Annotated in this window: 11 protein-coding genes; 4 read left to right on the forward strand and 7 right to left on the reverse strand. The window is 72.3% G+C overall.

Annotation, left to right across the window (positions count from 1 at the left end):
- Position 1: 1 nt before the first annotated feature.
- Complete coding sequence (gene thrS / locus OG852_RS01585) at positions 2-1,807, reverse strand: threonine--tRNA ligase (protein WP_133917963.1); 1,806 nt, start codon at positions 1,805-1,807, stop codon at positions 2-4.
- A 37-nt stretch (positions 1,808-1,844) separates the two neighbouring features.
- Positions 1,845-2,687, reverse strand: a complete 843-nt coding sequence (locus tag OG852_RS01590; RefSeq protein ID WP_133917962.1) for an SDR family oxidoreductase — start codon at positions 2,685-2,687, stop codon at positions 1,845-1,847.
- Positions 2,688-2,824: 137 nt separating this feature from the next.
- Between OG852_RS01590 and mftA the strand changes: the two genes are divergently transcribed.
- The 4 genes from mftA to OG852_RS01610 are packed head-to-tail and all read left to right on the forward strand — an operon-like array spanning position 2,825 to position 8,037.
- Complete coding sequence (gene mftA / locus OG852_RS01595) at positions 2,825-2,956, forward strand: mycofactocin precursor MftA (RefSeq protein ID WP_133917961.1); 132 nt, start codon at positions 2,825-2,827, stop codon at positions 2,954-2,956.
- Complete coding sequence (mftC, locus tag OG852_RS01600) at positions 2,946-4,163, forward strand: mycofactocin radical SAM maturase (protein ID WP_330346857.1); 1,218 nt, start codon at positions 2,946-2,948, stop codon at positions 4,161-4,163. Before mftA ends, mftC begins: the two co-directional genes overlap by 11 nt.
- On the forward strand, positions 4,160-6,082 hold the full coding sequence (locus OG852_RS01605; protein ID WP_330346858.1) for a mycofactocin system FadH/OYE family oxidoreductase 1: 1,923 nt from the start codon (positions 4,160-4,162) through the stop codon (positions 6,080-6,082). Before mftC ends, OG852_RS01605 begins: the two co-directional genes overlap by 4 nt.
- The gene (locus tag OG852_RS01610; RefSeq protein WP_208117405.1) at positions 6,079-8,037 is read left to right on the forward strand and encodes a mycofactocin system FadH/OYE family oxidoreductase 2; all 1,959 of its coding nucleotides are present in this window, start codon (positions 6,079-6,081) and stop codon (positions 8,035-8,037) included. Before OG852_RS01605 ends, OG852_RS01610 begins: the two co-directional genes overlap by 4 nt.
- Positions 8,038-8,240: 203 nt before the next feature.
- Here OG852_RS01610 and OG852_RS01615 read toward each other — a convergent pair whose 3' ends face one another.
- Genes OG852_RS01615 through OG852_RS01635 form a run of 5 tightly spaced genes read right to left on the reverse strand, consistent with a single transcriptional unit; the run spans position 8,241 to position 14,586 of the window.
- Positions 8,241-9,530, reverse strand: coding sequence for a DegT/DnrJ/EryC1/StrS family aminotransferase (locus OG852_RS01615; protein ID WP_133917959.1), 1,290 nt, complete (start codon positions 9,528-9,530; stop codon positions 8,241-8,243).
- An 11-nt stretch (positions 9,531-9,541) separates the two neighbouring features.
- Positions 9,542-10,801, reverse strand: coding sequence for an aminoacyl--tRNA ligase-related protein (locus OG852_RS01620; RefSeq protein ID WP_133917958.1), 1,260 nt, complete (start codon positions 10,799-10,801; stop codon positions 9,542-9,544).
- Complete coding sequence (locus OG852_RS01625) at positions 10,798-12,636, reverse strand: carbamoyltransferase family protein (RefSeq protein ID WP_133917957.1); 1,839 nt, start codon at positions 12,634-12,636, stop codon at positions 10,798-10,800. Before OG852_RS01625 ends, OG852_RS01620 begins: the two co-directional genes overlap by 4 nt.
- Positions 12,633-13,505 carry a class I SAM-dependent methyltransferase gene (locus tag OG852_RS01630; protein WP_133917956.1) on the reverse strand — a complete coding sequence of 291 codons (873 nt, stop codon included), beginning with the start codon at positions 13,503-13,505 and terminating at the stop codon, positions 12,633-12,635. Before OG852_RS01630 ends, OG852_RS01625 begins: the two co-directional genes overlap by 4 nt.
- A gap of 25 nt (positions 13,506-13,530) precedes the next feature.
- Positions 13,531-14,586, reverse strand: coding sequence for a S66 peptidase family protein (locus OG852_RS01635; RefSeq protein ID WP_133917955.1), 1,056 nt, complete (start codon positions 14,584-14,586; stop codon positions 13,531-13,533).
- Between the last annotated feature and the right edge of the window lie 67 nt (positions 14,587-14,653).

Genomic DNA, 14,653 nt, shown 5'->3' on the forward strand with positions numbered 1-14,653 from the left:
GTCACTCGCCCTGGGCCAGTTCCCAGTCCAGGCTCAGGGACCGCTCGCGGGACAGGGACAGCGCCCCTGCCACGAAGGCCTCGCGGGTGTACTCCTGGGAGCCCCGGACGCCGCGGCGGCGGACGGAAACCGTGCCGTCGGTCAGTTCTCGTTCGCCCAGGACGGCGAGGTAGGGCACCTTCTCGGCCTGGACGGCGCGGATGCGGGCGCCGAGGGTGCCGTCCGGACGGATCACCTCGGCCCGCAGGCCGTCCCTGACGAGACGCTCCGCCCAGGCGGTGGCCTCGGTCTCCTGGTCCTTGGAGACCGGCAGGACGGCGATCTGGACGGGGGCCAGCCAAAGAGGGAAGGCGCCGGCATACAGCTCGATGAGATGCGCCACCATGCGTTCCATGGTGCTCAGGACGCCCCGGTGGATGATGACGGGCCGCTTGCGCACGCCGCCCGGGCCCACGTACTCCAGGCCGAAGCGGTCGGGCAGGTGGAAGTCCACTTGGATGGTCGAGAGCGTCTCCTCGCGGCCGAGCAGGTCGGGAAGCTGGATGTCGAGCTTGGGACCGTAGAACGCGGCCTCACCGGGAGCCTCACGGAAGGGCAGACCGAGGTCGATCAGGCAGTCGCGGATGGTCTCTTCGGCCCGGGCCCACAGGGCGTCGTCGGCGACGTACTTCTCGGAGGTGCCCTCTGCGTCGCGGAGCGAGAGCCGGTAGTGGTGGTTGGTGATGCCGAGGGTGCGGTAGCAGCGCTCGATGAGGTCCAGGACGCGCGCGAATTCGTCTCCCACCTGCTCGGGAGTGCAGAAGACATGGGCGTCGTTGAGGGTCATGGCCCTCACCCGGCTGAGGCCGCCCACCACGCCGGAGCGTTCGTAGCGGTACATCGTGCCCAACTCGGCCAAGCGGTAGGGAAGTTCGCGGTAGCTGTGGTCGGCGGTGGCGAACAGCGTGATGTGGTGGGGGCAGTTCATGGGGCGCAGGACCAGTTCCTCGCCGGCGACGCCCATGACCGGGAACATGTCCTCGTGGTAGTGCGCCCAGTGGCCGGATCGTTCGTACAGGGAGCGCTTGGCCAGTTGAGGGGTGACGACGTGCTGGTAGCCGGCGACGCGTTCCTCCTCGGCTATCCAGTTCTCCAGTTGACGGCGGATCACGGTGCCGCGTGGCAGCCACAGGGGCAGGCCAGCGCCGATGTCGTCGCTGACGGTGAAGATACGAAGCTCCCGGCCGAGCCTGCGGTGGTCGCGGGCGCGGGCCTCTGCGAGCCGTTCCTTGTGCGTGCGCAACTCCTTCGCGGTGCCGAAGGCCCAGCCGCTGATGCGGGTCAGCATCTGGTTGTCCGCGGAACCCTGCCAGTACGCGCCGCTGACGGCCGCGGGTTCCACCGCGGACGGCGAGGGGAAGGGGGCGCCGGCTGTTTCCTGCGCGGGAGTGAGGGCCGGTTCCTGCCCGGTAGCGCCGACCGTGACGGCGGCCTCGAGGACGGCGAAGTCGCCGCGCCGACGGAGGGTGACCGGGTGGTCCGGATCCAGCGCCGCCAGCAGCTGCCTCTGCAGCGGCTGGTCGACGAGCAGGGCTGTGGCCTCCGAGCGGGAGACGGTCAGTGCGGGGGCGGGGCCCTCCGCGGCCACCTTGCGGATCTCCACGCCGACCGCGTCCAGCAGGCCGGCAGGGGCCTCGGGCAGGACCGCGTCGAAGCGGAAGCCGTCCGTGGTCAGGCCGCCGGAGCCGAGGACGGCACCGGGCCACAGGCGGGTGAGGGTTTCAGCCAGGAGATATGCGGCCTCGATGCGGGTGTACTGCGCTGACATGGGCGTTCTTCCTCCGGGTCGGACAAGCGGGCGGGGACTACTTGCAGCCGAAGCCGGCGTCGACGGGAAGGGTCGTGCCGGTGACGTAGCGGGCTTGGTCCGACACCAGCCAGCAGACGGCGTTGGTGACGTCGGACGGCTGCAGGACCGGGCAGCTGGCCAGCGGGAAGAACGCGCCGTAGAGGTCGCCCAGCCTCTGCAGACTGTCCGGGTAGAGGTCACCGAGTGCGGCGCTGAGGGGTGATTCGACGACGTTCGGCGCGATGGCGTTGGCCCGCACCCCGTGCGGGCCGAGTTCCAGGGCGAGCGACTTGGTCAGGCCGACGAGTCCGTGCTTGGCCGCGGTGTAGTGGGCCTGGTCGGGCATGCCGACGACGGCCGCTCCGGAGGCGATGTTGACGATGGAGCCCCGCCGCGCCTCGATCATGCCGGGCACGACCTCGCGGCTGCACAGGAAGGCGCCGGTCAGGCACACCTCGACGACCTGGTTCCACTGGTCCAGGGACATCGCATGAACGGGTACGAGCGAGGTGACGCCAGCGTTGTTGACGAGGATGTCGACGGTGCCGAAGGCGGCGCGGATCTTGTCGAAGGCGCCGCTCACGGCGTCCTGGGAGCGGATGTCGCAGGGCAGGACCAGCACCTGCTCGGAGATCTCCCGCAGCTGCGCCTCGGCCGCGGCCAGGTCGTCCGGGCCGCTCAGCGCGTACGGCACGGCGGACAGGTCGCCGCCGATGTCGAGGACGGCGACGGCCGCCCCGGCGGCGGCGAAGGCGCGGGCGTGGGAGAGCCCCTGGCCGCGGGCGCCGCCGGTCACGACCGCGACGCGGCCCCGGAAGTCGTAGGCCATGGGAGCCGGGGAAGCCAGGGAATCTGTCACGGTCGTTCCTTTCGTCTGCCGACGGGCACCTCGCCGTCGGAATCATATGCGAGCCCATTTGTGACACAGCTTATTGACTTACGTCAATTATATCTGTCTAATTTTGAGACGCATACGGTGGATCGGAAAGGACCGGCATGGACGGCAACCAGGACCCAACCCAGCGGCCGATCCCGGCGCAGACCGTCGGGGAGGCCGACGAGGAGCTGCACCTGGAGGAAGTGCTGCTCACCGAGATCTCGATCGACGGGATGTGCGGTGTCTACTGAGTCCCGCGTCTTCCGCCCGGAGTCCTTCGGTGCACTCGCCTACGACCATCGAGCCCGCCGCCTGACGCTGCTGCGGGACCCGACACGCGTCGGCGCGGCGCCCGAAACACTCGACGGCGTTCTGGCCGCCGGGCTGTCCGCACCCGTCTGTCTGTCCTGGGAGTGGACCTACGGCTGCAACCTCGCCTGCGTGCACTGCCTGTCCTCCTCAGGCCGGGCCGACGCCCGCGAACTGAGCACCGAGCAGCTGTGCACGGTCGCCTCAGAGCTCGCGGCGGCCGGTGTCTTCTACGTCAACGTGGGCGGCGGCGAGCCCATGACCCGTCCCGACTTCTTCGAGGTACTGGAGCACACCCTCGCCACCGGCATGGGCGTGAAGTTCTCCACCAACGGCACCCTGCTCACCCGCGCGGCGGCCGCCCGTCTCGCCGCGCTGCCCCGGCTGGACGTGCAGATCAGCCTGGACGGTGCGGACGCCGCCACCAACGACGCCGTGCGGGGCCGCGGCTCCTGGCGGGCGGCCGGCCGCGCCATGAGCCGACTCGCGGAGGCGGGCCTCACCGACTTCAAGATCAGCACGGTCGTCACGCGGCACAACGCAGGGCAGCTCGATGCGTACGAGCGGCTCGCCGAAGAACACGGGGCGGTCCTGCGGGTGACCCGGCTGCGTCCCTCGGGCCGTGGGCAGGACTCCTGGGCCGTGCTGCGGCCGACGCAGGAGCAGCAGCGCACGGTGCACCGCTGGCTCGCCGAGCGGCCGCAGGTGCTGACCGCCGACTCCTTCTTCCACCTCTCCGCGCTCGGGCAGGCCCTGCCGGGTCTGGGCCGGTGCGGCGCGGGGCGGCTGGTCTGCCTCATCGACCCGATCGGCGACGTCTACGCCTGTCCCTTCGCCCTGCACGAGGAGTTCCGGGCCGGATCGCTCCTGAACGAGGGCGGTTTCCTGCGGGTGTGGCGCGAAGCCGAACTGTTCCGCCGGCTGCGCGCCCCGCAGCCGGCCGGTGCCTGTGCCGACTGCCCGTCACTGTCGGTGTGCGGCAGCGGCTGCATGGCCGCGAAATTCTTCACCGGGCTGCCCATGGACGGCCCCGACCCCGAATGCGTCCACGGGCACGGCGACACCCTGCTCGCGTCCGCCGTCCCGCCCACCGGGGCCCCGGACCACGGACGGGTCCCGCGCAGCCTGCTGCCGCTGGTGACACGGTGAGCGCGGCGCCCCCGGGCCACGGCGCGCTGACGACGCCCCTGCGCCTCGCCGGCCGGACCCTGCCCGGCCGGATCGTCTTCGGGCCGCACGCCACCAACCTGTGCGCCGACCGGCGCTTCACCGACCGCTCCGTCGCCTACTACGCGCGCCGCGCTGCCGGCGGCTGCGGCCTCGTTGTCACGGAGGAGGCGTCGGTGCTGCCCGGCGACCGTCCCTACGAGCGGGCGCCGCTGGCCGAGCGGTGCGGTCCAGGGTGGGCGGCCGTCGCGGACGCCGTGCACGGCGAGGGCGCCGTGTGCGTCGCCGCGCTCGGCCACTCCGGCAGCCAGGGCTCCTCCGGCTGGGGCACCGACGCACTGTGGGCGCCGTCCCCGGTGCCCCAGGTGGGCACGCACGAGATGCCGTACGCCATGGAGCCCGCCGACGTCGCCGATCTGGTCGACGCATTCCGGCGGGCGGCGGTCGTAGCGGTGGACGCCGGCTGCGACGGGGTGGAACTCAACGCGGGCCAGCACAGCCTCCTTCGCCAGTTCCTCTCCGGCCTGACCAACCACCGCGACGATGCCTACGGGCGGGACCGGGCTCTCCTGCTGTGCGAGGTTGTCGCCGCCGTGCGCCGGGTCCTGCCCGGGCGGATCCTCGGGCTGCGGCTGTGCGCCGACGAGCTTGCACCCTGGGCCGGGATCACCCCGGCCGACGGCATCGACCTCGCCGTCAGGCTGGCCGACGAGGCGGACTATCTCGTGGTGGTCCGGGGCAGCGCGCTCTCCGAGAGCGCCACCCGGCCAGCCATGCACGAGCCTCCGGGCTTCAACCGGGAGTTGTGCCGCGCCGTACGCGCGGCGGTGGCGGGCCGTGTCCCCGTCGTGCTGCAGGGTTCAGTGGTGGAGCCCGCCATGGCCGCGCACGCCCTGGAGCACGGAGTCTGCGACGCCGTGGAGATGACCCGCGCCCTCCTCGCCGATCCCGATCTGCCCCGCAAGGCCGCGCAGGGTCTGCCGCCTCGTCCCTGCGTACTGTGCAATCAGCGGTGCCAGGTACGGGATCACCGCGGGGTTCCGGTGTCCTGCGCGGTGGAGCCGGGGACGGGACGGGAGGGGACCGGGGGCGGCTGGCCGAGCCCGCCGCCTCGGGACATCACGGTTGTGGGCGGTGGACCGGCGGGGCTTGAGGCCGCGCGCGTCGCCGCGCTGCGCGGTCACCGGGTCGTCGTACGAGAACGACTGTCCCGCACAGGAGGCGCCTTGCGGGTCGCCGCACGGGCGCCCGGACGGGAGCGGTGGGGCGTCTTCGCGGACTGGCTGGAGACGGAATGCCGACGGCTCGGCGTACGCGTCGAGACCGGCCGGGCAGGCCCGGCGGGCAACAGCAGCGGAAGCGCGCAGCGCGTCCTCGCCGTCGGCGGCGGGCCCGGTCCCGCACCGATCACGCCTGCCGAGGGCCTTTGCGTGCTCTCGCCCCGGGACATCCACACCGCGCAGGCGCTGCCGGCGGGAGAAGCCGTCGTCTGGGATCCGCTCGGTGGCGCCGTCGCGATCGCGGTGGCGCTGGCCCTGGCCGCGCGGCCGGACGCGCCGCAGGTCGTGTTCCTCACACCGGACGGGGTCGTCGGGCAGGCCCTGGGCGTCACCGGCGAACTCGTGGCGGCGACCGAGCAGTTGCACGCCGCAGGCGTGCGGGTGGTGACGTACATCCGCCCGGTGGCCGCCGACCCCGGCACTCTGCGCTGCGAGGATGTCCACACCGGTGAGCAACTGAGCCTTCCCTGTGCCGTGTTCGTCGACTGCGGGCCCGAGCTTCCCCGTCCCTGCGCCGGTACGGGCGTGGTCGTCGGAGACGCGGTCGCCCCCCGCACCGTCTACCAAGCGGTGCTGGACGCCCGTCGTGCGGTCCTCGGCCTCGAGGCGGGACACCCGTGACCGGCGCGGTGACACCGCCGTACCCCACGCTGTTCAGCCCTGTGCGGCTGGGCCCGCTGGAGGTGCCGAACCGGCTGGTCTTCCCGGCGCACCTGACCAACCTCGCCCAGGACAATCTGCCGAGCGCCGCGCACACCGCCTACTACGAGGCTCGGGCGGCGGGCGGTGTGGGCCTGATCATCATGGAGGACCAGTCCGTACACCCGACCGACCTGGCGTATGCCCGCGCCGTGCACGCTCACCGGCCCGAGGTGATCCAGGGGTACACGGCCATCACGCGGGCCGTGCACCGGCACGGCGCGCGCATCGTGGCGCAGCTCGGGCACAACGGTGCGCAGGGTGGCAGCGGTTTCCCCGGACGGCCGCTGTGGGCACCCTCGCCGCTGGCGGACCCGGCCTTCCGGGAGGTGCCGTACGCGATGGGCCCTCGGGAGATCGACGAGTTGGTGACCGCGTTCGCCCGGGCCGCACGGCACTGTGCCGAGGGCGGCTTCGACGGGATCGAGCTGCAGGCGAGCCACTCATCGGTGCTGCGCGCCTTCCTGTCTCCGCTGACCAACCTGCGCGGCGACGGCTACGGCGGCGGACTGCGGGCCCGGGCCCGGCTGCTCCTGGAGGTCGCCGGGGCCGTCCGGGAGACGGTCGGATCCGCTCTGGCGGTGGGGGTGCGGTTGTGCGGGGACGAGTTCGCGGACGGCGGCCTCACCCTGGACGACGCCGTCGCCACGGCCCGCCTGCTGGCCGAGGCGGGCACGGTGGACTACCTCAACACCTCCCTCGGTGTGGCCACCACCCACCTGGAGGCCGTGGAACCGTCCATGCACGTCGCCCCCGGCTACGCCCTGCACGTCTCCGCCGCGATCCGCCGGGCCGTTGACCTGCCGGTGGTCGGGGTCGGCCGGATCCGGCATCCGGCGCACGCCGAGCGGGCGCTGGCGCAGGGCGACTGCGATCTGGTCGGCATCGTGCGCGGCCAGATCGCAGACCCCGACTTCGGCCGCAAGGCGCGTGCGGGGCATGCGGCGACGATCCGAACCTGTCTGTCCTGCAATCAGGAGTGCGCTGGCCGCGTGGGGCTCGATCGGACCATCGCCTGTGTCGTCAACCCACAGGCGGGCCGGGAGTCGTGCCCGTCCGTCCCGCCGTCCCGGGCATCGCGCCGGGTGCTGGTCGTCGGTGCCGGGCCCGCCGGGCTGGCCGCCGCCGAGGAGGCCGCGGTCCGGGGGCACCGAGTGACTGTCGTGGAGCGGGAGCGGGAGCCCGGCGGACTCGTCCGTTATGCCGCACGCCTGCCCGGCCGTGCGGAGTTCGGCGACCTCGTACGGGACCAGCTGCGCGCGCTGCGCGGCTTGCGCGTGGAGATCCTCACCGCTACGGAGGCGACCCCGGAACTCGTCGGCGCGGCCGACTGGGACGCCGTGGTGATGGCCACCGGCGGGCGCCCGGCGCCCGCCGCCTGGGCGCCCGCCGACGACGCGCGGATCGTGCCGTTGCGCGCGGTGCTGAGTGGGGCGGTCCGGCCCGCCGGGCGCGTCGTGCTGGTCGACGAGGTCGCCTTCCACCAGGCCTCCGGCACGGCGGAACTGCTGGCCGCGCACGGCTGCCACGTCACCTTGGCCACACCCGACTTCCAGGCCTCCGGCGGCCTCGGGCTCACGCTGGACCTTCCCGGCTGGCGCATCCGGGCCGCACGGGCCGGCATCGCTGTGCGGACGGCTGTAGTGCCGACCGGAATGTCCGCGGACGGAATCCGGCTTCTGCACTACCTCAGCGGGGCGGCGGTGGAGGAACCGGCCGACTGGGTGGTCCTTGCCACCCCTGAGCTCCCGGACGACCACCTGTACCGGACGGCCCTGCCCCAGAGGCCGACCCTGCTCCGAGCCGGTGACTGCGTCGCCCCGCGCCGTGCGGACGCCGCCGTACGAGAGGGCCAAAGGGCGGGACAGCACGTCTGAGCCGCGCTCCTGCGGGAGAGCGACACATACCCGGCCTCCTTCATTTCCCGCCACGGGCTTGCCGTGGGAGACGAAGGAGGCCGAGGGCGCGCAGCCACGCCGTGGCCACGCGCTCGCCACCAGCACAAGACCTCCTCCGTCTCCCACCGCGGGCTTGCCGTGGGGGAAGACGGAGGAGGCCGATGCAGGTGACTGCACCCTGGTCAGACGGTGAAGGCCGCCGGGGCGGATCGTGCCAGGTCGGCCTTCAGGGCGTGCAGGCCCTCGACCACCTTGCGGACCGCTCGGACATAGCCGTCGACCAGCTCCAAAGGCTCGTCCAGGAAGATGGGGAAGGCGATCTGGCGGTCGGCGTGCCACTCGGACTCAGGCAGGTCGCCCTCGCTGTAGAGGCGCTTCTCCTGCCAGGGCTGGCCGGGGTAGTAGCCGTCCTCGGCCGTACGGAAGAACTCGGCGCGGTGCAGCAGCGGATGGTAGCCGCGGGCGGCGACCTCCAGACCCTCGGCCTCCAGGGCGGCGACGAAGGTGTCGATGTCGACACCGGCCGCCTCGGCGTCGTATGAGGCGGTGTAACCGCCCCACTGCCCGCGGTGGACGTAGGAGCGGGTGACCGGGGGCTCGATGAACGGGAGGTCGGCCAGACCCGCCGAGAGGCGGTCGAGTCGCTCGTGGCGTGAGGCGATGAGCTCGTCGAGGCGGTGCAGCCGGCCGCGGGCCATGGTCACCGCGAGGGCGTGCATGCGGTAGTTGTGGCCGTAGCCGGTGGTGATGAACCGTCGGTAGAAGGCACTGGAGACCTCGGTGACCGAGCGGCGGACGAAGTGCCCCAGCAGGTTGGCGCGCTCCATGACCTCCGGGTCGTCGGTGACCAGCGCGCCTCCCTGGCCGCCGCTGACCATCTTGGTGGAGCCGAGGCTGAAGGCCGCGACGTGCCCGAGGGAGCCGGCCCGGCGGCCCTTGTAGGTGGCACCAAAGGCAAGGGAGGCGTCCTCGACGACTTTCAGGCCGTGCCGCTCGGCGAGGTCCATGACAGCGTCCATCTCGACCGGATGGCCGAACTGGTGCGTGACCACGATGGCCTTGGTGCGCGGGGTGATCCGGCGGGCGATGTCCTCGGGGCTGATGTTGCCGGTGTCCCGCTCGCAGTCAGCCAGAACCGGCACCGCGCGCAGCGCGAACAAGGGTGAGACGGTGGCCAGGAAGGTGTACGAGGGGACGATCACCTCGTCGCCGGGCTGCAGACCGATACCGAAGAACGCCGAATGCAGCGCGTTCGTACCGGAGTTGACAGCCACGCAATGCGTGCGGCCGAAAAACGCGGCGAGTTCGTCCTCGAACTCGCGCAGTTCGCCGTCACGTCCGTAGTACGACGTGGTGCCTCCCGCGTCGAGATGGGCCACGATGACCTCCACGTCGCGCGGGCTGAAGGCGCACAGGTCATTGTGCGGGTGCGGTGCGGTGACCTCGGGGGTCCCGCCGAGGGCAGCGAGCATGACAGTTCCCTTCAGGGGGTGGGCGGGAAAACGGCCAGCGGACGGACGGCGCTCAGGGACGGGTCGGGGCGGGCGGCCGTACGCCGTGCCAGGCCGACGAGGCCCGGGTAGTCGACGTCGGTGGTGCGGCCGGTGAGGTCGCGGGAGTGGTACCGGCCGGTGCGGGCCTCGTCCCGGCCCACCGCGACCACCAGCGGCACGCCGTCGGCACGGGCCTTGGCGCTGCGGGCGCCGAGTCCGGTGCGGCGGTCGTCGAGGGCGACCCGCACCCCCTCCAGCCGCAGGGACTCGGCCAGCGCGTGGGCCGTGGTCTCGTCCTCTTCGCGGACCGGGAGCACCCGCACATGGACGGGTTTGAGCCAGTCGGGCAGGCCGGTCGGTCCGTGGTGCTCAAGCAGAGCCGCGACGAACCGCTCCACCGAGCCCAGGAGCGTGCGGTGCAGCACCACGGGGTGGGTGCGCCGGCCATCGGCGCCGGTGTACTCCACACCGCACAGGCGGGGCAGGTGGTAGTCGACCTGCAGGTCGGGCAGCGGCCAGGCCGTGCCCGAGGCATCGATGACGTCGATGCCCACGCGAGGCGCGTAGTACGTGGCGGCGCCGGGCGCGTGCCGGTATTCCAGGCCTGCCTCGCGCAGGCCGTCCAGCAGATGGCCGGTGGCCCGCTCCCAGAGCTCGTCGCCGGGGACGGAGCGGTCGTCGCGGGTGCCCAGGTAGGGGCGCAGGTCCTCGAATCCGAAGGCGCGCAGCAGGCGCCGTACCAGGTCGAAGTAGCGGACGATCTCCTCGACCACGTCCTGCTCTCGGCAGAAGATGTGGCTGTCGTCCTGGCTGATGGTGCGTGTGTAGCGCAGTCCCTTGAGCGAGCCGGCGGGCGCCTGCCGGTAGAGGGTGGAAATTTCCGCCAGGCGTACGGGCAGATCACGGTGGGAGCGGGTGCGGCTGCGGAACACCTGCATGTGCAGGGGGCAGTTGGCGCCCTTGACGACGTAGGGAGTGCCCTCGACGTCGAACTCGGGAAACATCGTCTCGCGGTGGAAGTCCAGTTGCCGCGAGTCGCCCCACAGGTCGGCGCGCCCCAGGTGCGGGGTCATCACCACGTCGTAGCCGTGGGCCTGGTGGACGTCGCGCCAGAACTCCTCCAGCGCGTGCCGCAGCCGGGCCCCGGCCGGGGACCACACGACGAGGCCCCGGCCGACCTCCGGGCTGAGCAGGAAGAGGTCGTGCTCCCGGCCGGCGAGGCGGTGGGAGGCGATGGGAGCGACGGTCACGGTGCCTCCTTGAGGACGACCGTGCCGTCGAGGACGAGCACGTCGGCGGCGCTGCTGTAGAAGTGCCGCACCGCCTGGGCCACGGTCCGCACCAGCGGCTCGTCCTTGTCGTTGAACGAGGTGTTCAGTACCAGGGGGACGCCGGTGAGCCGGTGGAAGGCGGAGATCACCGCGTGGTAGTCCGGCAGCGCCTCGGCGGTGACGAACTGGGGACGGGTGGTGGCGTCCGCGGTGTGTACGACCGCCGGGATGCGGTCGGCCCACTCGTCGCGCACCTTGTATGCGACCACCATGTACGGCGCCGCCTCCCCCGGTCCGGCGTCCTCCAGGACGGTGTGGGCGTGCTCGGCGAGCAGCGACGGGCCGAATGGCCGCCACAGCGCGCGGTGTTTGACCACCTCGTTGACCTTGGCGACCATGTCCTCGCGCCGGGGGTCGGCCAGGATGCTGCGGCCGCCTAGCGCACGGGGACCGAACTCGGAGCGGCCCTGATACCACATGACGACGTGTCCGTCGACGAGATGCTGCGCGACCTCGGCGGCGACGTCGGCCGGCCGGTGGTGCGGGATCATCATCGTGGTCAGGTACTTCTCGGGGTCCGTGTCCGCACTCGGGCCCAGGGCCAGATGGGGCAGCGGGTGACGCGGGTCGTCGCCGTGCCCGGCGGCCACCTCCAGTGCGGCGCCGAGGGAGAGGCCTGTGTCGGAGCAGGGACCGGGCACGTAGAGCCGCCGTACCTCGGGCAGTGCCTTCAGCACCATGTTGAGCTTGCAGTTCAGGGCGACGCCGCCGGCGAAGGTCAGCTCCAGGGGGCCTCGTTCGGCGGCGGCGGAGCGGACGGCCGCGATGACGGCGCGCTCCAGGAAGTCCTGCGCGGCCCAGGCGATGTTGCGGTGGTGCTCGGTGAGGGCTTCACCGGACAGGCGGGGCGGAGCCTGGAAGAGGTCGGTGAGCATCGCGACGGCGCGCCGCGTGTCCAGGGAGAGCTGCTCACCCAGGCAGGGGAAGACCAGACCGGCCACATCGTACGGGTCACCGCCGGGGCCGTCGCCGTCCGGGTGGACGTGCACCAGGTGCGCGAGCGCGCCGCTGGCCGCGGCGTCGGCGTGCCCGTAGGGGGCCAGGGCCATGGTCTTGCCCTCGCCCTCCCAGCCCTTGAAGCCCAGGTACTCGGTGATCGCGGCGTAGAAGTAGCCCAGGGAGTTGGGCAGGTCGGTACGGCGCAGCTGCCGGGGTGAGCCGTCCGGTGCGGTGTCCCACAGGGAGCCGCACTCGATCTCGCCGAGTCCGTCAAGCACGAGGGCGACCGGGTCGGCGAAGCCGGCGGGGTACATCGCGCTGGCGGCGTGCGCGCGGTGGTGGCGTACGAAGCGCACGGGCGCGGACAGGCCCGGCAGATACTCGGCGATGCGTTCGGTGGCGCGCTCCTCCGTCTCGAACAGGGCTGTGCGGTGCAGCAGATCGCCGAAGCGCCGACTGGCGGCGGCCAGGGTCTCGCGGGCGCGGGCCACGTCCAGGCCGTCGGGGTCGGTGGCCGCCAGTGCGGCGAGGCCGGGATGGGCGAGCAGGGCCCGGGTCTCCAGCGGGAGCCGCTCTAGCCAGGCGTCGCTGCTGTAGCCGACGGCGACGGCGTCGAGGTCGGCGACGGTGAGGCCGCCGGCGCTCAGCACGTACTCCACGGCCTGCGTGGGGAACACGCCCGGGGCGGACTTGACCCGGGTGAAGCGTTCCTCCTCGACGGCGGCGACAGGCTTGCCGTCGATCACCAGGCAGGCGGACGGATCATGGTAGTTGAAGCCGCCGAAGCCGGGGTTGATGCCGAGGACCGCGCTCATGACGCCGACCCCTGCCGCGTCGCGATGGTGAAGAGGTTGTTGCCGCGGCCGGCCGCGGCCGGGTCGGCCAGGACGCGGCGTTCCAGCTCGTAGATCCCGGCGAAGGCGTCCCGGTCGCTGAGGAGGTTCTCCAGCCAGCCGGTGGAGCCGTGCAGCTGGGTCTCCTGATAGCCGGGGTAGATCAGGCAGGGGAAGCCGGTGACCACGTCCAGCTTCAAGCCCGCCGCCTCGTGCAGGGCGGTCAGCTGGTCCGGTGTGAACAGGTGCATCGCCGGCATGGTGTCGGTGAAGCGGCCGCTGCCGTCGATGCAGCGCTCGGCTTCCTCGACCTGGCCGAGGGCGAGGTTGAAGAAGGCCGCGTGCCAGCGGCTGGGCACGAACGACACCAACAGGCCGCCGGGCGTGAGAAGTTCAGCGAGGGAGGCGATGACCTGGGCGGGGTCGCCGACGAAGCCGAGCACGTTGTGGAAGTTGAAGATCAGGTCGAAGCGCTCCCCTTCGAGGGCGTCGGCCACGTCGGCGAGGTCGCCGTTGCGGATGGTGAGGCGGTCGGCGTAGCCGTGCCGGTGCGCCTTGGAGCGGGCCACGTCGGACATGGCCGGGGTGAGGTCGTACAGCAGACCCGTGGCGTCGGGGCGGGCGGTGGCGAAGCGGTGGCTCCAGCGGCCGGTGCCGCCTCCGGCGTCCAGGAAGCGGAAGCCGTCGGGCAGCCGGGGCAGGACCGTGGTGGTCAGCACGTGCCACAGCAGTTCGTCGGAGAGCATCCAGTACGGCTGGTCGTCGACGTCGTCGTAGGCGTCCGCCTTCGCGCGGAAGTAGTCGACGACATCCCCGTCAAGGGATGCGGGGGATACGGTGAGGTCGCTCATCGTGTGCCTTTCTGTGGGAGGCGGGTCAGGACGGGGGCTGGGACGCGGTGACGGCGGCTTCGAGCAACCGCAGGTCGTCACCGTCGAGGGCGCAGCGAACGCCGAGCGGCAGGGTCGCCATGGGGTCCGTGTGCCCGCACTCGACGTCGGCGAGGACGGGGTAGTCGTAGGGCGCCACCGCGTCGAGGAACACGGCGTGCAGCCGACGTCGGGTGTCCTCGTCGGCGCGGGGGACGCGCCCGAACACGAGACCCGCGAGGTCGTCCAGGCAACCGCTGTTGCGCAGATGAGTGAGGTCACGGTCGGCGTCGGCGGGTCCGTAGTCCTCGGGGGTCTCCAGAACCAGGACATGCCCGGCGTACGACGGCTGCCAGGGGGTGCCGAGAACCTGGCGGACACTGGGCAGGCAACCGGCGAGCAGGGGGCCCTCGGCGCTGCCGGGACGCAGCACGGTGCGGCGGGGGGCCGGGCGAGGGTGGCGGGAGCGCAGGGGGTAGGCGTTCCAGTGCACGAAGTCGTCGACGACGTACGGCGCCCGAGGCACGGCTCCGGCGGGCCGTGGGCTCATGGTGACGGCGCTGAAATGGTCGAGGGTGTACTTGTCGGGGTCGGGCCATTCGCCGAACTGCGGCAGGACGGCCGGACCGTAGAAGGTGGTCAGGCCGCAGACCGCGTACAGGGCGTGGTGCAGGACCGTCGTGTCCGAGTAGCCGCAGAAAACCTTGGGACGCTCACGGATCGCCTGCCAGTCCAGGAGCGGGAGGAGCTGGGCGGCGTGGTCGCCGCCGACGGCGCACAGGACGGCGCCGACGGTGTCGTCGCGGAAGGCCGCGTTGAGGTCTTCGGCGCGCTGTTCTGCGCTCGCCGAGCGCCAGTCGAGGGTGGCACGAGCGTGCCTGGCGGGTACGGCGGTCAGGCCGAGGTAGCCCTGGAGCGCGCCCAGGCCCCGCTCGAAGCGGTCGGGGAACTGGCCTGCTCCGCCCCACGAGGGGCTGATCACGGCGACGTGGTCGCCGCGGCGCAGCACGGGAGGGCGGACTGGGGTCCGGATGCCGGTCGGCGCGAGAGTGGTGTCCGTCATGCACTTCTCCGTGCGGAGTGGGCGGAGTGGTTCGGGGCGGTACGCGGGCGTGAGCCCGCGGGAGCCG

The sequence above is a fragment of the Streptomyces sp. NBC_00582 genome, assembly GCF_036345155.1.
In the GTDB taxonomy this organism is placed as follows: domain Bacteria; phylum Actinomycetota; class Actinomycetes; order Streptomycetales; family Streptomycetaceae; genus Streptomyces.